17 protein-coding genes are annotated in these 20268 nt (G+C 62.7%); 6 read left to right on the forward strand and 11 right to left on the reverse strand.

Annotation, left to right across the window (positions count from 1 at the left end):
- The first annotated feature begins 46 nt into the window (after nt 1-46).
- Together N1058_RS16120 and N1058_RS16125 are read left to right on the forward strand one after the other, a co-directional pair.
- Nucleotides 47-1015 (forward strand): DMT family transporter, encoded by a 969-nt coding sequence (locus tag N1058_RS16120; RefSeq protein ID WP_265518631.1) that lies wholly within the window; start codon nt 47-49, stop codon nt 1013-1015.
- A gap of 69 nt (nt 1016-1084) precedes the next feature.
- The gene (locus tag N1058_RS16125; RefSeq protein WP_265518703.1) at nt 1085-2104 is read left to right on the forward strand and encodes a LacI family DNA-binding transcriptional regulator; all 1020 of its coding nucleotides are present in this window, start codon (nt 1085-1087) and stop codon (nt 2102-2104) included.
- Between the two features lie 434 nt (nt 2105-2538).
- On the opposite strand, the gene N1058_RS16130 is transcribed toward N1058_RS16125, so the two are convergent.
- Nucleotides 2539-3444 (reverse strand): LysR family transcriptional regulator, encoded by a 906-nt coding sequence (locus N1058_RS16130; protein ID WP_265518632.1) that lies wholly within the window; start codon nt 3442-3444, stop codon nt 2539-2541.
- Between the two features lie 406 nt (nt 3445-3850).
- On the opposite strand from N1058_RS16130, the gene N1058_RS16135 reads away from it, so the two are divergent.
- Nucleotides 3851-4150, forward strand: a complete 300-nt coding sequence (locus tag N1058_RS16135; RefSeq protein WP_265518633.1) for a hypothetical protein — start codon at nt 3851-3853, stop codon at nt 4148-4150.
- On the opposite strand, the gene N1058_RS16140 is transcribed toward N1058_RS16135, so the two are convergent.
- Nucleotides 4120-4548, reverse strand: coding sequence for a MerR family transcriptional regulator (locus tag N1058_RS16140; protein WP_265518634.1), 429 nt, complete (start codon nt 4546-4548; stop codon nt 4120-4122). The genes N1058_RS16135 and N1058_RS16140 overlap by 31 nt on opposite strands.
- 67 nt (nt 4549-4615) lie before the next feature.
- Here N1058_RS16140 and N1058_RS16145 point away from each other — a divergent pair, with 67 nt between their 5' ends.
- On the forward strand, nt 4616-6841 hold the full coding sequence (locus tag N1058_RS16145) for a heavy metal translocating P-type ATPase (RefSeq protein ID WP_265518635.1): 2226 nt from the start codon (nt 4616-4618) through the stop codon (nt 6839-6841).
- A 6-nt stretch (nt 6842-6847) separates the two neighbouring features.
- Here N1058_RS16145 and N1058_RS16150 read toward each other — a convergent pair whose 3' ends face one another.
- From N1058_RS16150 to N1058_RS16170, 5 genes are all read right to left on the reverse strand, one after another.
- On the reverse strand, nt 6848-7774 hold the full coding sequence (locus N1058_RS16150; protein ID WP_265518636.1) for a metal ABC transporter permease: 927 nt from the start codon (nt 7772-7774) through the stop codon (nt 6848-6850).
- Between the two features lie 12 nt (nt 7775-7786).
- Entirely contained in the window at nt 7787-9001 is a 1215-nt protein-coding gene (locus N1058_RS16155) for a metal ABC transporter permease (RefSeq protein ID WP_265518637.1), read from the reverse strand.
- A 7-nt stretch (nt 9002-9008) separates the two neighbouring features.
- On the reverse strand, nt 9009-9830 hold the full coding sequence (locus N1058_RS16160) for a metal ABC transporter ATP-binding protein (RefSeq protein ID WP_265518638.1): 822 nt from the start codon (nt 9828-9830) through the stop codon (nt 9009-9011).
- A gap of 3 nt (nt 9831-9833) precedes the next feature.
- A complete protein-coding gene (locus N1058_RS16165) occupies nt 9834-10751 on the reverse strand; it encodes a metal ABC transporter solute-binding protein, Zn/Mn family (protein ID WP_265518704.1) in 918 nt (305 codons plus the stop codon).
- 707 nt (nt 10752-11458) lie between these two features.
- Nucleotides 11459-12691, reverse strand: a complete 1233-nt coding sequence (locus tag N1058_RS16170) for an MFS transporter (protein WP_265518639.1) — start codon at nt 12689-12691, stop codon at nt 11459-11461.
- A gap of 117 nt (nt 12692-12808) precedes the next feature.
- Between N1058_RS16170 and N1058_RS16175 the strand changes: the two genes are divergently transcribed.
- On the forward strand, nt 12809-13735 hold the full coding sequence (locus tag N1058_RS16175) for a LysR family transcriptional regulator (protein ID WP_265518640.1): 927 nt from the start codon (nt 12809-12811) through the stop codon (nt 13733-13735).
- On the opposite strand, the gene N1058_RS16180 is transcribed toward N1058_RS16175, so the two are convergent.
- The 4 genes from N1058_RS16180 to N1058_RS16195 all read right to left on the reverse strand — a co-directional run bounded on the left by N1058_RS16180 (nt 13732) and on the right by N1058_RS16195 (nt 18452).
- Nucleotides 13732-15150: a mannose-1-phosphate guanylyltransferase/mannose-6-phosphate isomerase gene (locus N1058_RS16180; RefSeq protein WP_265518641.1), complete on the reverse strand. Its 1419-nt coding sequence runs from the start codon at nt 15148-15150 to the stop codon at nt 13732-13734. The genes N1058_RS16175 and N1058_RS16180 overlap by 4 nt on opposite strands.
- Before the next feature lie 107 nt (nt 15151-15257).
- Complete coding sequence (locus N1058_RS16185; RefSeq protein ID WP_265518642.1) at nt 15258-15932, reverse strand: DUF599 domain-containing protein; 675 nt, start codon at nt 15930-15932, stop codon at nt 15258-15260.
- Between the two features lie 31 nt (nt 15933-15963).
- Nucleotides 15964-17319, reverse strand: a complete 1356-nt coding sequence (locus N1058_RS16190) for a GH1 family beta-glucosidase (RefSeq protein WP_265518643.1) — start codon at nt 17317-17319, stop codon at nt 15964-15966.
- 47 nt (nt 17320-17366) lie between these two features.
- The gene (locus N1058_RS16195; RefSeq protein WP_265518644.1) at nt 17367-18452 is read right to left on the reverse strand and encodes a substrate-binding domain-containing protein; all 1086 of its coding nucleotides are present in this window, start codon (nt 18450-18452) and stop codon (nt 17367-17369) included.
- Nucleotides 18453-18755: 303 nt separating this feature from the next.
- Here N1058_RS16195 and N1058_RS16200 point away from each other — a divergent pair, with 303 nt between their 5' ends.
- The gene (locus tag N1058_RS16200; RefSeq protein ID WP_265518645.1) at nt 18756-20123 is read left to right on the forward strand and encodes an ABC transporter substrate-binding protein; all 1368 of its coding nucleotides are present in this window, start codon (nt 18756-18758) and stop codon (nt 20121-20123) included.
- Nucleotides 20124-20268: the final 145 nt, after the last annotated feature.

The raw sequence follows: 20268 nt of genomic DNA on the forward strand, positions 1-20268 counted from the left end.
ACATCTGCGTTCGCGCATACCATTGTTCTCATCCGACTGGTCGTTCATGACAGATTCCACATCGGCGGACGGCGGCAGCCGCCGCCAGCCACAACCCGAAACCGCGACCCCGGCTTCGGCGATCGGGCTGATCTTCCTGTCCGGAATGGTCCTGTCCTGCCTCGATGCGAGCGGCAAATATCTGGTGACTTCCGGCCTTGCCGCTCCCTTTGTCGCCTGGGTGCGGTTCGCGGTCCATGTGGTGCTTGTGCTGGTCCTGCTCCAGGCGTGGCGAAACCCGCGCATGTTTCACGTCAAAAGCCTGCCCTGGCAGATTATCCGCGGCTGCTTCTTGTTCGGCTCGACGGTGCTCAACTTCCTGGCGTTGAAGACGCTTCAGCTGGCCGAGACGGTGTCCATCTTCTTCTTCGCGCCGATGGTCATCACGGCGCTAGCCGGTCCGCTGCTCGGCGAATGGGCGGGCTGGCGGCGCTGGATGGCGATCATTGTCGGCTTTGTCGGTGTCCTGGTGATCACCCGGCCCGGCCTCGGCATCTTCGGCCTTGGTCACCTCTACGCCATCGGTGCCATGAGCTGCTATTCCCTCTACGTGATCCTCACGCGCCGCATGAGCGCGACCGAATCGGCCGAAAGCCTGATCTTCTATTCCGCCCTGACGCCGGTCGTCCTGATGTTCCCCGCCGTCCCGCTATATGGCGTCGTGCCGCCCGAGCCGCTGCAATGGGTTCTGCTGCTGGCGCTCGGCGTCTTCGGCGCGACCGGTCACTGGCTGATCATCAAGGCATACCGGCAGGCGACCACCTACGCGCTGGCGCCTTACCCCTATCTGCAAATGGTCTGGATGATCGCCTTCGGCTACCTCGTCTTCAACCAGTTACCGGATTTGTGGACGCTGGGCGGCGCGGCCATCATCGTTGCGAGCGGGCTCTACATCGTGCACCGCGAACACCGGCTGCGGCTGGCCAGCCGGTCGGTACCCAACGCCGAGACGGAGCCGCTTGCGAAAAAGCTTTGACCTTGAACGGCCCGATGGCATAAGCCGGGTTAAACCGTTTAAAGCGGCGCATCGCGCGGGAGGGATACGCTGGCGCAGAAGATAAAACTGTCGACGATCGCCGATGCTCTCGGCGTTTCCACGGCAACCGTCTCGTTGGCCTTGCGCGACAGCCCGCTCGTCGCCGACGCCACGCGGCTGCGCATAAAGGAGCATGCGCGCGAGATCGGCTACATCTATAATCGCCGCGCCGCCAGCCTGCGCACTTCGCGCTCCGGCATCGTCGGCGTGGTCGTTCACGACATTATGAATCCGTTCTTCGCCGAGATCCTGCGGTCCATCGAGACCGAGCTCGACAGATCGCGCCAGACCTTCCTCCTGTCGAACCATTACGATCAGCTTGAAAAGCAGCGCACGTTCATTGACACGCTGCTGCAGCTTGGCGCCGACGGAGTCATCATGTCGCCGGCCATCGGCACCCCGCCCCAGGACATCCTGCTCGCCGAGGAAAACGGCCTGCCGGCGGTGCTCATCGCGCGCTCGGTGGAGGGCGCCGCAGTGCCCGTGTTCCGCGGCGACGACGCCTACGGCATCGGCCTGGCGACCAATCATCTGATTTCGCTCGGCCATACGCGGATCGCCATGATCGGCGGTACCGATCAAACGTCTACCGGCCGCGACCGCTATCAGGGCTATGTCGCCGCCATGGAGAAGGCGGGCCTCGAGGTAAGACCCGAATGGCGTTTCCCCGGCCCCCGCACCAAGCAGGCCGGCTTCGAGATGACCGGCGCTTTCCTGGCCCTCAAGGACAAGCCGACCGCCGCCGTCTGCTGGAACGACCTCGTCGCCATCGGCCTGATGAACGGCATTGCACGCGCCGGCCTCGTTCCGGGCGTCGACATCTCGGTAACGGGCTATGACGACCTCGAAGAAGCAGCCATCGCCACGCCGGCGCTGACGACCGTCTGGAACGGACAGCGCGAGGTGGGCCGCCGCGCCGCCCGCGTGCTGCTCGACCGCCTCAACGGCATCGAAGTCCATCCCGAACAGGTGCTGATAAAGCCCGAACTGCACGTCCGCCAATCGACCACGCAGCCGGTGGAACGCTAAGCTCTCCCTACCCCGCGCTCGACTTGTCCCCCTCCCCTTGTGCCTACGATGTTCACACATCTTCCCCGGAAGGGGTGCCTGACATTGCAGCCGGCGTTTCTTCTCCCTTTGCGGGGGAGAAGTGGGCCGCGAAGCGGGTCGATGAGGGGGCCTCGTCCGAGACGGTCTCGGTTTGTGCAGACCGGGGCACAGCGGCAGCGGCCACGGCAGTCACGATGCAGCGTGCAACACCGCAGCGCCATTCCCCCTCACCGTCTCGCGCGTTCCGCGCGATCCACCTCTCCCCCACTTTGTGTGGGGGAGAGGAGAGGCGCCCGTCTTCACAGCCTGCGCTTCCTCGCCACCTTCGTGCTGAACGGATGTGTGAATCCGGTAGCTTGTGGGGAGGGATTGAGGGTGGAGGTCCAGACGAAGTCGAACAACAGGCCCCCTTCCTACTGGTGCGCCATGCTCGCCCGCGCAGCGCCCATCTGCGGCGGCACGCGCGCCAGCTCGTCCTTCAGCAGCTCGAAGATGTCCAGCGCCATGCGCAGATTGAACCTGCGTTCGTCGAAGAACATGCCGTAGCGCGCCTCGATCTGGCCCGGCAATATCTGCGTGCAGCCATTGAGGTCGACCGCCGGATTATCGAGCGCGTAGGCGGGCAGCGGCGACAGCGCCATGCCGCTCGACACCAGCCGGCTCGCCGTCAGAATGTCGTCCACCTCGCCGACGATGTCGTAGACGACCTCGTGCTGCCGCAGCCAATCGCGAGATACGGCGCCGAGCGGAGAATGCGGTGAGGCCAGCACGACGGGCAGGCCATGGCTTTCCGGCTTCATGAAATCCAGAAGGTGCTTCTCCCCCACCCATTTCATGGTGAATTCCGTCGACAGGTCGGGAGCGATCTCCGACGGATAGAGCGCGCGGAAAACCGCGTCGAGCTCGCCCTGCTCATACATTTCCTCCAGCCGCCTAAAATCGGCGATCCGCCAGGACAGATTCTCCTTCATCTTGCCGAACATTCCGGCCCGCTCCATCAACAGCGGCGCGCAATAGGTGCAGACACCGATCTTCAGCTTCGAAATGTTCTTTTCGTAGCCGACCGTCTTCAGCCGGCGCTCCAGCGTCAGCATCTGCCTGATGAGGCGGGAAATCTCTTCCTTGACGACGATCTTGTTGCCCACCTTCTTTATCAGCGACGTGCCGATGGCCCGTTCCAGCCGGCCCAGATGCATGCTGATGGCGGGCTGACTGATTCCCAGCTTCAGCGCCGCCCCGGTCAAGCTCTTGGTCTCGATCACCGCTTCCGCCGCACGCAATGTCGCGAAGGAAAGCCCCTCCTGTTTATGAACGTTCATATTCCGCACCTCCCGATGAATATGAAGGGCGAGCCCTTCGCGCCTGTTTCAAATACTTGCGGCATTCCACCCGCCCTTCGAGGGCAAATCTCCGCCATCACGAAGGACGCAGTCCCTCGCGGCATGAATGCCGATCCGGTTTTCTGTAACTCCGCCGGCCGTCCGCTGTCGGTCCGCGCCGAAGACTGGAACAGTCAGATTGCGAGGAAGAACACCAAAGAAGCGCCCATGCCCCGGCATGCTGATTCAACTGTAACGAGATCGGGGAATACGCCCCCACGACGAACTTCTACATCGCCAAGCGTCCCCCTTCTTGTCTTGACCGAGTAAGGCAAGATTAACGCATTAGTTGTGCATATACAACCTATGAGAGCATATTTGCACACGGATAAGCCGAGGGGTGCCCGTGCGAGATAAGATCAAATCAAAACAAAGGCTTGAATCGCATCAACGGAAGAAGCAAGAGGTGAAAATCCGGCCGCCGGTGCTTAGATCTCAGTCGTGCAAGCGCGAGAATACAACCTTTGAGAGCATTCGCGACTCGCTGATTTCTCTTTCCGGAAAACTGATTCGAAACGCACCATCGTCAGAGCAAAAAACATTCAGCCCGAAACTGGCCATCGAGGAAAAGCCTAAGGGCCTGACCGAGGGCCGGCGAGGGATTTTCTGGCTGGCTCAATGCACGTCGCTGCGGCAATTATCGTGATCCGCCAGGATCTGGATGACGCGACATTCGCACACCTGGCCGTGGCCGCACCCCTCCACCATCCGCTGCAGCTCGCCTCTGAGCGCCGTCAGGCGCTCGATGCGCTGTTCGATCTCGCGCAGATGACGCCCGGCGATACTGTCGGCATCGTGACAGGAGCTCTGCGGCTCCTCCGTCATCGCCAGAAGCTCGCGAATATCGGCCATGTCGAACCCCAGCTCCCGCGCATGGCGTATGAACTTCAGCCGGTTCAGGTCGTTGTCGTCGAACTGGCGCCGATTGCCCTCGCTGCGCGCGGGCGCGGGCAGCAGGCCGATGCGCTCGTAAAAGCGGATCGTCGGCACCTTCACGCCACTCCTGCGCGAAGCCTCGCCGATGGTGATCTCGTATGCGGGCATTTTTTCCTTGCTCCTATAGCCGCTATAGGAATTAGGCGTCTCTTCGGGCGATATCAAGGAACGAAAAATGACGGCAGAACCCACGACCGAACGACGCTACCGGGTAGAAGGCATGGATTGTGCCGGTTGCGCCCGCAAGATCGACACCGCCGTACGCCGTATCAAGGGTGTCGACGACGTGAACGTCTCCGTCGCCGGCGAGAGCATGACCGTACGGCACAGTGGCGATCCGGCGGTGGACGATGCGATAGCCAAGCAGGTCCGGAAGCTCGGCTACCGGCTTTCGCCGGTCGCCAGCGGCACGCGCGAGGCCGCGGCGCCCGATGCCTGCTGCGCGCACGGCACCGGCGCCGAAGGCAATGACGGCGGAAAGCGCGCTACCGCCCAAGTGCAGCCAACCGGCCTGGCTCCTGTCGTCGCGGGAGATGTGTGGTGGAAGCAGCCACGCGCCCAGTTGGCCATCCTCTGCGGCCTCGCCCTCGGCACCGCCTTCGGGCTCGCGCGCTTCTTCCCCGGCCTCGACGTCTACCTCTTCGGCGGTGCCATGCTCATCGGGCTCGTGCCCGTCGCGCGCCGCGCCTTCGCCGCCGCCACGACCGGCACGCCGTTCTCCATCGAAATGCTCATGACCATCGCCGCCGTGGGCGCCGTGATCATCGGGGCGACGGAGGAGGCGGCCGTGGTCGTGTTCCTGTTCCTGGTAGGCGAATTGCTCGAAGGCGTGGCCGCCGGCCGCGCCCGCGCCAGCATCCGCGGTCTGAGCGACCTCGTGCCAAAGACGGCGCGGCGCGAGACGCCCGCAGGAGCGATCGAAGAGATCGACGGCTCGCTTCTTGAGGTAGGCGATGTCATCGTGGTTCGCCCGGGCGACCGGATCGCCGCCGACGGCGAGGTCCTGACCGGCTCGAGCGCCGTCAATGAGGCGCCTGTGACCGGCGAGAGCACGCCCGCGAGCAAGGACCCCGGAGACGTGGTCTTTGCCGGCACCGTCAATGGCAATGCGGTTTTGCGCGTCAAGGTGACCGCGGCCGCCGAAAACAACACCATCGCCCGGGTCATCAAGCTGGTCGAGGAAGCGCAGGAAAAGCGCGCGCCGACGGAACGGTTCATCGACCGCTTTTCCACCTACTACACGCCGCTGGTCGTTGTGCTGGCCGCGCTGGTGGCCACCATGCCGCCGCTGCTTGGCGGCGAACCGTGGAGCGAATGGATGTACAAGGGCCTCGCCATCCTGCTTATCGGCTGCCCCTGCGCGCTCGTCATCTCTACGCCGGCGGCAATCGCAGCCGCCCTTTCGGCCGGCGCCCGGCGTGGTCTCCTGATGAAGGGCGGCGCTGTCCTCGAAGAAGCGGGGCGCCTCAAGGCCATCGCCTTCGACAAGACCGGCACGCTGACCGAAGGCCGGCCGGTCGTCACCGACATCGTCGCCTTCGCCGGCACGGCCGAGGAAATGCTGCGGCTTGCAGCCGCCCTTGAGGCGGGCTCCAGCCATCCCCTGGCGCTCGCCGTGCTGGAGCGGGCCAATGCCGACGGCGTGAAGCCCGCCGCAGCCGAAGACAGCGCCGCCGTGGGCGGCAAGGGCGTCAAGGGCGTAGTCGAGGGTGAGGAAATCTTCTTTGGCTCGCCGCGCGCCGCCGCAAGCCTTGCCGAGCCCTCGGATGCGCAGCAAGCGCTGATCGCCACCCTTAACGATCAGGGTAAGACGGTCTCTGTCGTCGTCGCCGGCAAGCGCCTGCTGGGCGCCATCGCCATGCGCGACGAACCGCGCGAGGACGCGGCAATCGGGCTGGCGCGCCTCAAGGAAGCCGGCATACGGACGCTCATGCTGACCGGCGACAACCGCCGCACCGCCCAGGCTATCGGCGATGCCCTGGGCATCGAGGTTCGCGCCGAACTGATGCCGGAAGACAAGGCCCGCATCGTGGCCGAGCTCAAATCCGACGGGCTGAAAATCGGCAAGGTGGGCGACGGCATCAACGACGCCCCGGCGCTTGCCACCGCCAATATCGGCATCGCCATGGGCGGCGGCACCGACGTAGCGCTGGAGACCGCCGATGCAGCCATCCTTCACGGCCGTGTCGCCGATATCGCCGCCATGATCGACCTCTCAAAGCGGGCCATGGCCAATATCTGGCAGAATATCACCATGGCGATCGGACTGAAGCTGGTGTTCTTCGTGACCACCATCCTGGGCATTACCGGCCTGTGGCCGGCCATCCTCGCCGACACGGGCGCAACCGTGCTGGTAACCGCAAATGCCATGCGCCTGCTGGCCTGGAAGCCTCGTTCCTGACTCTTGTTAAGCCCCGCGCGGCGCGCCGATGCGCGCGCGGTGCGGGGCGAACAGGCAGGCGAACGCCAGTATGATGCCCGACACCGTCGCGATCATGCCCGCCGCGCTCACCGCATTGTCGGCTCCCAGCCACAGCGGCCCATAGCCCGCCAGGACATAGCCAAGCACAGCCGAAAGCGTCGCAAACGCAACGCTCCATGCGATCTGGGCCTCCAGACGATTGGTCATCAGCCGGGCAGCCGCCGGCGGGCAGATGAACATGGCGATGACGATGATCGATCCCACCGCGTCGAAGGCCGCCACCGCAGCCACCGCAGCAACCACAACGAGTCCGAGGCTGACGGCGGCGGTAGGGATACCGACGGCGCTCGCGAACCCTTCGTCGAAGGTGGATAGCTTGAGGGGCCGCCAGAATATCAGGGTCAGCAGCGCTATGAGCCCCGCAGCCGCCGCCATTCGGAAAAGCTCCGGCGGCAGATCAGCAAGCGCGGCCGCGTCCGTCAGTGACGACCAGCCTTCCGCCGAGAGCCAGATAAGACTCTCCAGATTTCCGTATAGGGCGTGCTCGACGTCCAGATGCACCGCGCTCGTGTCGCTCTGCTCCAGAAGCAGGACTCCGCCGGCAAACAGCGAGGTGAACGTCACCCCCATCGCCGCGCCCGGCTCGATCCTGCCGATCCGCTTGATCGCTTCGATGATGATGACCGCGACGATCGCCGCGCCGGCCGCCCCCAGCAGCATCGGCCAGGTGGAGACGACGCCGGTGATCAGGAACGCCACCACGATCCCCGGCAGCACCACATGGCTGATCGCGTCGCCGATCAGCGCCTGCCGCCGCAGGATCAGAAAGTTGCCCGGCAGCGCACAGGCAATGGCCGCGAGAACGCCGATCAACAGCGGCGTCAGGCTGAGTTGAACGAATTCCGCGCCCATATTGACCTCTTTTCAGCTGAGAATCGCCGTCGGCGGGCCGATAACGCGGTCGATTTCCGCGATTTCGTCCCAAGTCAGCACCGTTTCTATGGGCGTCAGCCCGTCATAACGCCCCTCAACCGCCTCGTCGGCATAGAGCTGGCGCGCGACTGCCCAGCGCTTTTCGTCCCGCAGCGCCTTGGCCGCCTGCGCCCGGCCTTTTTCCGTGGGCACCTGATCCTGGCGGATGAGCCCTTCACGGCTGAGCACAGAAAGCGTCAGCCGATCGAAGATCGGCTCGTTGTGCGCCAGAGCAAGCAGGCCCTGCCGGCGGTGCACGCGGAGCTGGAAACGCCGGCGTCGGAACAGCGCCGCCAGCATGCCGCGCCGGGGCGCGAACAGAAGCGACAGAACGAACAGGCCGAAGCTCACCAGCACGATGATTGGCCCGGTCGGGAGATTTGGCGCGGACGCCGAAATCGCCGCGCCCAGATAGCCCGAAACGCCGCCGACCGCACCGCCGATCCAGATGACGCGGTCGGTCCTTTCGGTCCAGAACCGCGCCGTCACCGGCGGAATGATCAGCATCGCGACGATCAATATGAGACCCACGAGCTTGAGGCCGATGACCGTCACCGCCATCACCAGCCCCATCATCGCCAGGTCCATCCGACGCACATTGATGCCTGCGGTGGCGGCGAACTCCGTATCGAAGGCGACGAGCGTCATCGGCCGCCGCAGCAGGATGACCACCGCGACCGCCAGCGCGCCGCCGACCGCGATCACCACCGCGTCGCGGAACAGCATGCCGGCGGTCGAACCGAGCAGGAACCCCTCGAGACCGGCCTGGTTGCCGCTCGACATAGATTGGATGATGGTGAGAAACACGATGCCGACGCCGAAGAAGACGGAGAGAACCGCGCCTATGGCGGCATCCTCGGCCAGCCGCGTGCGCCGCGTTATCCACTCCACTGCCAGCAGCCCGAGCCCCGCGGTTACCGCCGAACCGAGCAGAAGCCCGATCAGGTTGCGGCCATCGCCCCCGAAGGCCACCATGATCATGAAGGCCAGCCCCACACCGGGCAGCGTGGCATGCGCCACCGCATCGCTGACGAGCGCCCTTTTGCGGAGAAACAGGAAGGTGCCGCCGCTGCCGGCTGCAATACCGAGAAGCGCTGCGCCAAGCGCGACAAGCGCCGCGTTATAGCCCGATTGGAGAACAAGCGCGTTGAGGAAGATGCTCGACATGAAGCGGCTAACCTACCGGCAGCTTCAGCTGGTCGATATGCGTCGTGGCGAGCCTGCCGCCATAGGTCTTCTGAAGGTTCTCGCCGGTGAACACCGTCGCCACCGGCCCTTCGGCAATCTTACGCACATTGATCAGAAGGACATGGTCGAAATAGTCGGCCACGGTCGCCAGATCGTGGTGGACACACACCACGGTACGTTGCTCCGCCTTGAGCGACTTCAACACGTCGATGATCGCCTTCTCCGTCGCAGCGTCGACACCGGCGAAGGGCTCGTCAAGAAGATAAAGGTCGGCGTTCTGCGCCAGCGCCCGCGCCAGGAACACGCGCTGCTGCTGTCCGCCCGAAAGCTGGCCGATCTGACGATCCGCGAAATCTGCCATGCCCACCCGCTCCAGGCAGGAAAGGGCGCGCTCGCGGTGGTTCCGCCGCACCAGGCGAACAAGGCCCAACTCGCGATAGAGCCCCATCAGCACCACATCGATGACGCGTGTCGGGAAATCCCAGTCGACGGAGGCCCGCTGCGGCACATAGGCGATGCGATGCATCGCCTTTTCGACCGGCTGGCCGAATACCGTCACCCGTCCGGAAAGACGAGGCACGATGCCGAGCGCGGCCTTGAGCAGCGTTGACTTGCCGGCGCCATTTGGTCCGATGATCGCGGTCATGGATTGAGGCGGCACCATTGTGTCGACCGAAAAGACAGCCGGCTTCTCGCCGTACGACACCGTGAGCTCGTGAACGGCCAACGGGCTGTCCCGCAAATTGACAACCGATGCCGACGGATCCCTGCGGGCAGCGATATCGATGGGTTCGGCCGCAATCGCCATCGGTCAGCTCCCTGCCGACAATATACCGAGCCGCCCGCGCTCCGGCGCATCGCCACCAAGCGCACGTGTGATCCCGGTGACATTGTGGTCGATCATGCCGAGATAGGTACCCTCATAGGTGCCATCGGGGCCCATAGCATCGGAGTACAACTGACCGCCGATCACGACCTTGTGCCCCTTGGAGCCCGCGCCCTCGATCAGCGCCCGCATATTGCGGTCCGACACGGACGATTCCACGAAGACCGCGCGAATCTTGCGGTCGACCAGAATGTCGACAAGCTCGGAGATGCGGTTGAGCCCCGCCTCGCTCTGGGTTGAAATGCCCTGAATACCCAACACTTCGAATCCGTAGGCCCTGCCGAAATAGTTGAAGGCGTCATGCGCTGTCACCAGCATGCGCGAGCCTTCCGGAACACTGGCGGTAACCTTCTTGGCATAGGCGGAAAGGTCCGCGATCTCCTTCAAATGCGCCTCGGCGTTTTGCGTAAAGACCTCTTTGGCCTCCGGGCGCTCCGCGATGAGAGCGTCGCGTACCGTGACGACGACCTTCGACCACAGGTCGGGGTCCATCCACACATGCGGATCGTACTTGTCCTGATAGATATCGTGCGTCAGAAGAAGGTCTTTGGGCAGGCTTTCCGCAACGGCCACCACATCCCGCCGCTTTTCCAGATCGTGCATGAAGTCTTCCATCTGGGCCTCCAGATAGAGCCCGTGCCACAAGACGAGATCGGCCTTGGTCATTGCCAGGATGTCGGTGCGGGTCTGGCGATAGGCGTGCGGATCGACGCCCGGCCCCATCAGCGCCTTCACTTCGACCTGATCGCCACCGACCTGGCGGGCGGCATCGGCGATCATGCCCGTAGTGGCCACGATCGAGAGCGGCTGCTGAGCAGATGCGGGCAGAGCGCTCAAGGGCACAATACCCAAGGCTACTATAAAAAGTGCGAGCCCCGACAAAGCCCGCCGCAAACCGTCAATCATATCCACCTCTCCCTCGCGTCACGACAATCTTCTCGCGCAATTGCAACCTATTTGCAAAAAGCTCTTGGTCCAATACTGCAAATGCAAATGATTTGCAAGTACCGATAGCCCATCCCGCAGTCTGATCCGAACAGACGCTACCCATCTGCTTGGAAAAATCAGACCACAAACTATCTGGTGGGGCGATTTGTCCTGACAGATGGGTACCATCCGTCAGGATCGCACCACTAGGAAGAACGACGGCAGCCTGCCTCGAGTTCGTCCGCGATCACGGGAAAACAAGAAAATGTGATTTCAGCTTGGGTCGACAGGCAGGAAAGGTCGCGCTAACACGAAGGCGTAAAAGAAAATTACCCAATGTTTTCAAATTGTTATTACGTATACCTTTTTACTCGGAAGCCAAGGCAACTGTCGCGGATGCGCTTTCCAGAATATTCGCGCAGAGGTCAAAGCTGCTGTTGACGGAACCATACTGGGCAGATCGCGGATAAAAAAACGACCGTTATCTGCCAATCGCATAAGGCAAGCCTGGGGTACTTTTTTCAGCACCGATCACGATTGCCACGAATCTCCTCCCAGGAGCGGGGTTGCGGAACGGCTCACGCCGATCCGCAACCCTTTTTTCTGCCCGAGCATCGCCGTCTTCACCCCGCCTGCCGGACCGCCGGCATCCGCAACGCGGACATGCTCATGACGACGGCGATTGCCGTGCATGCCGCTGCGAACACCAGGAAGCTTCCGGCAACACCCGTTTGCGCCGCCGCGAACCCCGATACGAGCGGAGATACGAACTGCCCGCTGAAAAGGGCTGTGGTCATCAGCCCGGCCGCCCGGCCGCGCTGCTGCGGGGCCACGAACTGCATGAAATGAGCCATGAAATTCGGGATCAAAGGTCCGATTGCCAGTCCCGAAATTGCCATTCCGGCGACAATCCCGGCAAAATTGAAGGCCAAGGACAGAATAGTCAGCCCCGTGGCGAGGCAGACAAAGCCCCAGGCGAAAACGGCGTGGGCCGAAAGCCGCTGGCGAATTCTGCCGTAACTCAAAGAGCCAGGCAGGGCACAGAGCGTCACCAGCGCGAGTGCGACACCGCTGAGCATCGGTCCGTCGATGCCGATCTCCACCAGCCGGAATGGAACGCGCGTCGGCAGAATGTAGAATATGGCCATGAACAGGAACGCGAGCGACCCGATCCGGGCAAACTGGGTCCACGGAAAATCCTGGCTATCGGCCTGTGCCCCATATTCGCCCGCATTTTTCCGCGCCCCGGCATATTTCGGCCCGCGCAGCACGACGCCGGCATAGACTGCCAGGGGAAGCGCGATCAAATAGGCCGCGAAAGCCCAGCGCCAGCCGAAGCCGGCGAGAAAGCCGCCCACAAGCACAAAAATGATGCCGCCAAAACTCATGGCTGCGCTCTGCCGGCCCATGAAGCGCTCGCGTGCGCCGGCTTGCCAGAGGTCGGCCGCATAAGCCCCGGCGAGCGTCATGGTGCCGGCGACGCCGATGCCTAATACCGCCCGACCGAGCAAAAGCCCCGGTATGCTGTCGAGAACGAGCCCCGATGCGCCACCAAGAGCGTACACGATCATCGCGAGGACGAGCACGAGACGGCGCTCTGTCCGGTCGGCGACCCAGCCGATCAGGGCAGCGGTGAAAACGACGAAGATCGAGGGAAGGGTAAGGATCAGCCCGCTGAGCACCTCGATATGCGGTGTCTCGCTGAAGGCCTCGCGCAAACCCGGCAGGGACGGCGCGATCGTGGCATTCGCCATGACCGTGAGCGCCGACGTCGCCAGGATAGCGAAAGTCACGGCGGCCGGGACGGGCGCGGCCGTCTCCTGTGTTACCCCGCCCTGTACCGATTGACTGGACATGTATCATCTTCCTTTGCTGGCCCAAATCGTGGCGCGGCGGGAGGCGTCCCGCCTTGCATCCCTCCTTCTCAAATGACATGATTAGGAACAAGTCTGCGGGTATTGGAAAGACTGTGCATGAATATGGATAATGAACTCGACCTTGCCGCGCTTCGCGTTTTTCATGCCGTCGTGCGAGAAGGTTCCTTTGCCGGTGGCGCCCGCCGCCTCGGCGTACCGCGCTCCACGGCATCCAAGCGCGTGGTCGATCTGGAACGATTGCTCGGCGTCCGGCTTATCGAACGCACGACGCGGCAGATGCGGGTTACGACCGAGGGTGAGGTGCTTGCCCTGCGCGCGGAGCGGCTTCTGGCGGAAGCAGGTGACATACGCCGCTCGCTAAGCGATGCGGGACAGGCGCCCCGCGGCCATCTGCGCATCGCCGTGCCGCAGCTCTTCGGGCAGATCATGATGGGCGGTATCGCGGCGAGATGCAGGGCTCGTTATCCCGAGATCACGCTCGAATTCGTCTTCACCGACCGCCCCCCGGATCTCATTGAAGAAGGCTTCGACGCCATGATCCGCTTCGGACCGCTGGAAGACAGCACGCAGGTGGCGCGACGCATATCCACTGGTGCCCCGGTTCTCGCCGCCTCACCCGGCCTGGCCGGCATCGAGACTTTGGCGCACCCGCGCGATTTGATCCGGTTCCCGCTGATCGACGTCCCACTTCACTGGCGGCAAGGATGGACCTTCCATCGAGAGGACGATGTCGAGCTCATCCGCATAGAGCCGGCGCTGCGCTTCTCCTCTATGCTCGCCGCCCGCGATGCTGCGGTCGAAGGCGCCGGCATCACGCAGCTCCCGGCCATTCTGGCACGGCCGGAAATAAAGGCCGGCCAACTGGTCCGCCTCCTGCCGGAGTGGCAGGGTGCGGAGAAATCCATGTATTTCGTGTTCGCGTCGCCGCAGTCGGTCACGACCCGCCTGCGCGCCTTCCTCGATGTGCTCCTTGAGAGCCTGAAATCGAGAAGCGAAGCTACTTCGGCTTTGGAGCCGTCCTAACTGCGACCATATACGTCTTCGACGCGGACGATATCGTCTTCGCCGAGATAATCGCCCGTCTGCACCTCTATGAGCACCAGCTTGAGAACGCCGGGATTTTCCAGGCGGTGCATTGCGCCGCAAGGGATGTAGGTTGACTGGTCGGTCGTCAGCATCATCTCCTGCTCGCCATTGACCACCCGCGCCGTGCCCGACACGACGACCCAGTGCTCTGCCCGGTGGTGGTGCATCTGCAGCGATAGCCTGGCGCCCGGCTTCACCTCGATCCGCTTGATCTTGAAGCGCGGCCCCTCCTCCAGCACGGTATAGGAGCCCCAGGGCCGAAAGACCGTGCTGTGGATGCGATATGTCTCGTCGCCCGCTTCCTTCAGCTGGTTATAGAGAAGTTTCACGTCCTGCGCATGCTCGCGGGAAGCGACCAGCAAGGCATCCGGCGTGTCGGCAACAATGAGATTGTCGACCCCGACAAGCCCTATCAGCCGGTTGCTGCCGCGCACGACATTGCCGTGCGAACCGATGGCGTTGACGATGCCGTGGATCCGGTTGCCGCTATCGTCGCTTTCGAACTGCTCCCCCAGCGCCGACCATGAACCGATATCGTCCCAGCCGATATCGCAGGCGACCACCGATACGTTGGGCGCCTTTTCAAGGACCGCATAATCTATGGAATCGGCCCGTACCTGGGAGAACGCCTCGCCGTCCAGAGCCACCTGCTCGGTCCCCTCTCCCACCGATCTGCGCGCCTTTTCCAGGGATTCGCGGCATGCTGAAAGGATGTCCGGACAATGATCTTCCATTCCCTTGATCATCGTCTTCGCCTGAAAACAGAACATGCCCGAGTTCCACAGGAAGCGGCTCGATGCCAGATATTCGCGCGCTGTCGCCTCGTCCGGCTTCTCCACGAAGCGCGCGACATCGGCCCCGTCGGCTTCGATATATCCGTAACCGGTCTCGGGCTGGGTCGGCTTGATGCCGAAGGTGACGATGCGCCCCTTTTTGGAAAGCGCAGCCGCCTGCTCCACCGCTTTCACCAGCGCCGGCGTATCGCCGATCATGTGATCGGCGGGCAGCACGCAAAGAACCGCGTCGCCGCCTAAAGTCTCGGCCGCCTCGAGGCTTGCCACGGCGATCGCCGCCGCCGTGTTGCGCCCGACGGGTTCCAGCAGGAAGCGCGAGCGGCCCAGATCGAGTCCCAACTGGCGGTATTCATCCTCGATGGCGAAAAACAGGTCGCGGTTGGTGACTGTGATCAGGTCCGACATGCCAGGCAGCGCGATGGCGCGCAGCAGCGCATGCTGGATCAGCGATAGCCCATCGGCCAGCCGGATGAGCGGCTTGGGATGGTTTTCCCGCGAAAGCGGCCAAAGGCGCGACCCCGCGCCTCCGCAGATAATGACCGGTACGATGCTCGTCATGTTGCCTGCCAATCAGATGAATAAAAATGTACCGCACTCATGACGCGGGAAATCGCGGCAATCGTAGGGCGGTCTGTTTGAGATAGGATTAATACCAGGGACCGGCGCTATTTGTCCTCCTGTCCCTTGATCTTGAGGCCGGCCACCAGCATGCGCGCGGATGAGAAGAACTCGCGATAAAGGATCGAGCCGAATATCAGGACCGTCGTGGCAATAGCAGCCAGCGGCGAGATGAACCAGGCCACCGTGCCGATGGCGAAGTAATAGGCCCGGATGCCCTGGTTGAAATTGCGCGCGCCGAGGGTGTTCAGCGCCGTCATGACGTAGATCTCTTCCTTGTCGCTTTTTTCCGCGTGCTCCGCCGCGCCCAGCATGATGCAGAAATGATTGAACTGGCGGAGCGACAGCGTGAACGCCATGAAGGCCAGCACGAACATCAAGAGCACCAGGATGAGATGCCTTTCGACATTCGCCTTGGTGATCTCCTGTTCAGGCTGGATGATGTTCACCGCCTCCACCACCGAGTTGACCTGCCCCAGCACCGCGAACAGCGCCAGTATGATGAGCACGGTGGTAGAGGCGAAGAACGAGACGGAGCTCATGAGATTGCCGGAAAGAATCGCATCCATGGGCGTTTCGCGATGCACCGCATTCTCCACCCAGCGCCTGCGGTGCCTGCTCATGATCATCGACAGCGAAGGCCGCACGGTTTCCAGCAGCCCTGCAAGGACCGCGTAGAGAAACCAGCCGGCGATTGGGAAGAGCGATCCTGCCAGGGTCACGCCATGTCCTCGGGTTGTTCGGTTATCCTTATTACTCCGACCGCAGAGCTTCTTTCAACGCATGCCACGAAGCTTTCGGCGTGCGCTGCAGCGTATCGAAATCCACATGCACGAGGCCGAAGCGCTTTTCATAGCCCAGCGCCCATTCGTAATTGTCGAGCAGCGACCAGATGAAATAGCCTTTCAGCGGCACGCCGGCGTCGATGGCCTGGCGTACCTTTGCCAGATGCCGGTTGAGGAAATCGATGCGGGCTGGATCGCCGACCGCACCGCCGGCGAGCCGATCCGCCGAGGCCATGCCGTTTTCCGTCACATAGATGGGCAGGCCCTTGGCATAGTCGCGATGAACCCGGTCGATGAAGAACGCGAGCCCATCGGGATAAATCTCCCAGTCCATCAGCGTCTTGGGAAGCGGTCCCTCGACCTCCTTCAGCGCGGGGAACTGGCCGCTCCCGTCCGGGGCGATGAGCTTGCGCGTGTAGTAGTTGATGCCCACCCAGTCGACCGGTTCGGCGATAATGTCGAAATCACGCTCGTATCCTTCCGGCATATGCGGCCCGAGCCCCGCCAGAACCTCCTCCGGATAGGATTTCTTGAAGACGCCATCCAGGAACCAGCGATTATAGATGCCGTCATAGAGCCTGGCCGCTTCTTCCGCCTCCGCACTGTCGTCGGCAGGGGCGGCATATTCGAAATTCGTCACGAGGCCCAGATTCTTCATTCCCAGCGCCCGCATCGCCTGGATCGAGCGCCCGTGAGCCAAGAGCACATGATGCATGGCCCGCGCCGTCGCCCGTATGTCGCGCAGCCCGGGGGCATGATGCCCCATGAAATGGCTGAGCCAGGCAACGCACCAGGGCTCGTTGATGGGCGCCGCCGCATGGATGCGGTCGCCCACGCGGCGCATGATCACATCCGTGTAGTCGGCGAACCACGACGCGATGTCGCGGTTGCGCCAACCGCCGAGATCGGCCAGCGGCGCCGGCAGATCCCAGTGATAGAGCGTGGCGAAGGGCTTGATGCCACGCTCCAGCATGCCGTCGACAAGCCGGTCGTAGAAATCGAGCCCTTCCTCGTTCGCCCTTCCCCTGCCCTCCGGCAGCACCCGCGCCCACGACATCGAAAAGCGATAGGCATCGAGCCCTGCATCGCGCACAAGGTCGAGGTCTTCGGGCCAGCGGTGATAGTGATCGCACGCCACCGAACCATCTTCGCCGCGCGCGGTCGCGGTATTGCCGGGTGTAGCAGCGAACGTATCCCAATGCGACGCACCGCATCCGCCGAAGCGCGATCCCTCGATCTGATAACTCGAAGCGGCGACGCCGAAGAGAAAGCCTTCTGGGTAATCCGCACGTTTGCAATCGATTACATCATATTCGCTATTCATCAAAAATCTCTTTTCTGAAAATTTGCGTCCACGCCATCCAGCCCCATTCAAGCTGGGAATACCCGGTGCCTGCCGACGGTTTCTCTCAAGGGTCCGGTCGTCGTTCCAATCACGAATTCGGCTTCCCACAGTTCCTGTCTGGGCGGGGCATTGGCGGGCGCGTCGATCCGCTCCAGGAGGATTTCCGCCGCGCGGCGCCCAGCCTCCCGAATCGAAGAGCGCATGGCGGTGAAGAACGGGATACCCCTGCCCCCACCCTCGCTCGGTGCCTGGAGAAAGGAAAGATCGTCGTCGAAGGCGATGATCGATATATCCGCTCCCGCCTTCAGCCCGAGCTCCCCCATCGCCCTGATCACGCCCATCGCCGGCAGCACGCTGGCCACCAGGAATGCGGTCGGCGGGTTATCGCCCTCGAGCAGCTTCTTGGCAACGCGGTGGCCGTAAGGCTCCACCATATCCGCTCCGAAGATCAGGCCGGCGTCGAGCGGTACGCCCCTTGCCTGATGGGCATCCTCATAGCCCCGCCGGCGTCTGCCCGCGAAGTTCATCGTCTCGATGCCGTTGACGAGCGCGATCCGCCGGTGCCCCATATCGAACAGGAACTCCGTCGCCCGGCGGAAAGCTCGCCTGTTGTTGACGTCCAGCCAGGAATAGTCGCTTGCCAGATCGTCGCACCGGCCATGGACGACGAAGGGCAATCCAAGGGAATTGAGCAGCGGAATGCGCGGATCGTTGGTTGCCGGGCCGTGGACGACGACCCCGTCGACGCGGCTTCGGCTGGCAAAATCGCGATAGACGTCTGCCTCGTCCTCGCGGGCCACCACCTTGATCAGCATCTCATAGCCGAACTGGGCATAGACCTCGCCCGCCCCCGCCATGAAGTCGGAGAAATGCGGGTTGATCATCATATGCTCCGCCAGCGGCACGACATGGCCGATGGCGCAGGCCTTGCCCGTGGCCAGGCTGGCCGCGCTGGCGCTCGGCCGGTAGTTGAGCCGGTTGGCCGCCTCGATCACCCTCGCGCGCGTCTTCTCGTTGACTTCGGGAAAGCCGTTGAGCGCGCGCGAAACGGTGGTCGGGGAAAGACCCAACACCTGCGAAAGCCGTTTCAGATTGACCGCACCACGAGCCACCGACGTAACTCTCCCTCTTTCAAAGCGCTTTGAAACTATTTCTTATCATCCAAAACAAATCAAGGCCGTCAATTACATTCGACCCAGACATCCACGACATCGTAGCGAAAACCACTGATAAATCCGTATGTTCTGCCATGGACTGCATTGACGCGACTTGACTCAACCGACCCGAAGGGCGATGCTAAAGCAACCAAAGCGCTTTGAAGCTTTGGCGATATTGTCGAAAACGTCGTGCCAGGCGGCACGCCTGGTTCGGATTTTCTGGCTGCGGCATGCAGCAGCCGATTGTGGAGGAAACCAATGATTAGACCGAGGATTTCGGGCACGGTTGCTTGCGCGCTGTCGCTAGCGCTCACCTGCGGCGTGGCGGGGGCGCAGGAACTCAAGTTCGCGCCGGGCGAGGACAGCCGCTTCAACTGGGACAGCTATGAAGAGTTCAAGGCCGCGAACGATCTTTCAGGACAGGAGCTGACCATATTCGGTCCCTGGCTATCCGCCGACGAGGAACTGTTCGAGTCAATTCTGGCCTATTTCGAAGATGCGACCGGCGCGACCGTCAACTATTCCGGCTCGGACTCTTTCGAGCAGCAGATCGTCATCGACACGCAGTCGGGCAGCGCACCCAATATAGCCGTTTTCCCGCAGCCCGGCCTTGCCGCCAACCTCGCGGAAAAAGGCTATCTCGCTTCACTGGGCAGCGAGACCGCAGATTGGGTCAAGGAGAATTATGCTGCCGGCCAGTCCTGGGTCGACCTCGGCACCTATGCCGGCAAGGACGGGACGGAGAATTTCTACGCCTTTCCGTACAAGGCCGACGTCAAATCACTGGTCTGGTACGTCCCCGAGAACTTCGAGGATGCGGGCTACGAGGTTCCGGAGACCATGGAGGACCTGAAAGCCCTTACCGAGCAGATCGTGGCGGACGGCGAGACGCCGTGGTGCATCGGTCTGGGCTCGGGCGGCGCCACGGGTTGGCCGGCGACCGACTGGGTTGAGGACATGATGCTGCGCACCCAGCCGCCGGAAGTCTATGACCAGTGGGTCCGCAACGAGATCCCCTTCGACGACGAGCGTATCGTAGCTGCTATCGAAGAATTCGGCTGGTTCGCGCGCAATAACGACTTTGTCGATGGCGGCACCGAAGGCGTGGTCTCCACGGATTTCCGTGACAGCCCCAAGGGCCTCTTTGCCTCACCGCCCAAATGCTACATGCACCACCAGGCTTCCTTCATTCCGAGCTTCTTCCCCGAGGGAACCGAACTCGGCCTCGACGCCGACTTCTTCTATATGCCGGCTTATGAGAGCAAGGATCTCGGCAAGCCCGTGCTAGGCGCGGGAACGGTGTTCGCGATCACCGAAGATTCCGATGCAGCGCGCGCTTTCATCGAGTTCCTGAAGGCGCCCGTGGCTCATGAATTGTGGATGGCGCAGTCCGGTTTCCTGACCGCCTACACCGGGGTCAACGCCGAAGCCTATGCCAACGACCCCCTCAAGAAGCAGGGCGACATCCTGGCCAGCGCGACGACCTTCCGCTTCGACGGGTCGGACCTGATGCCGGGCCGCATCGGCGCCGGCGCCTTTTGGACGGGCATGATCGACTATGTCGGCGGCAAGTCAGCCGAAGATGTCGCGTCTGACATCCAGAAGGAGTGGGACGCGATCAAGTAGCAGAAGCCGATCGAAGAGGGCGGAACCCCGCCCTCTTCGCGGCCACTTCGGGCAGACCAAGAAGATTGAGCCGAGGGGAAAAGCGTGGCTATTTCAGGAACTATGGCGCCTCCGCCGCCCACCGCGTTGTCGAGACTGGTCTCGC

The organism is Nitratireductor luteus (assembly GCF_026162365.1).
Taxonomy (GTDB): domain Bacteria; phylum Pseudomonadota; class Alphaproteobacteria; order Rhizobiales; family Rhizobiaceae; genus Chelativorans; species Chelativorans luteus.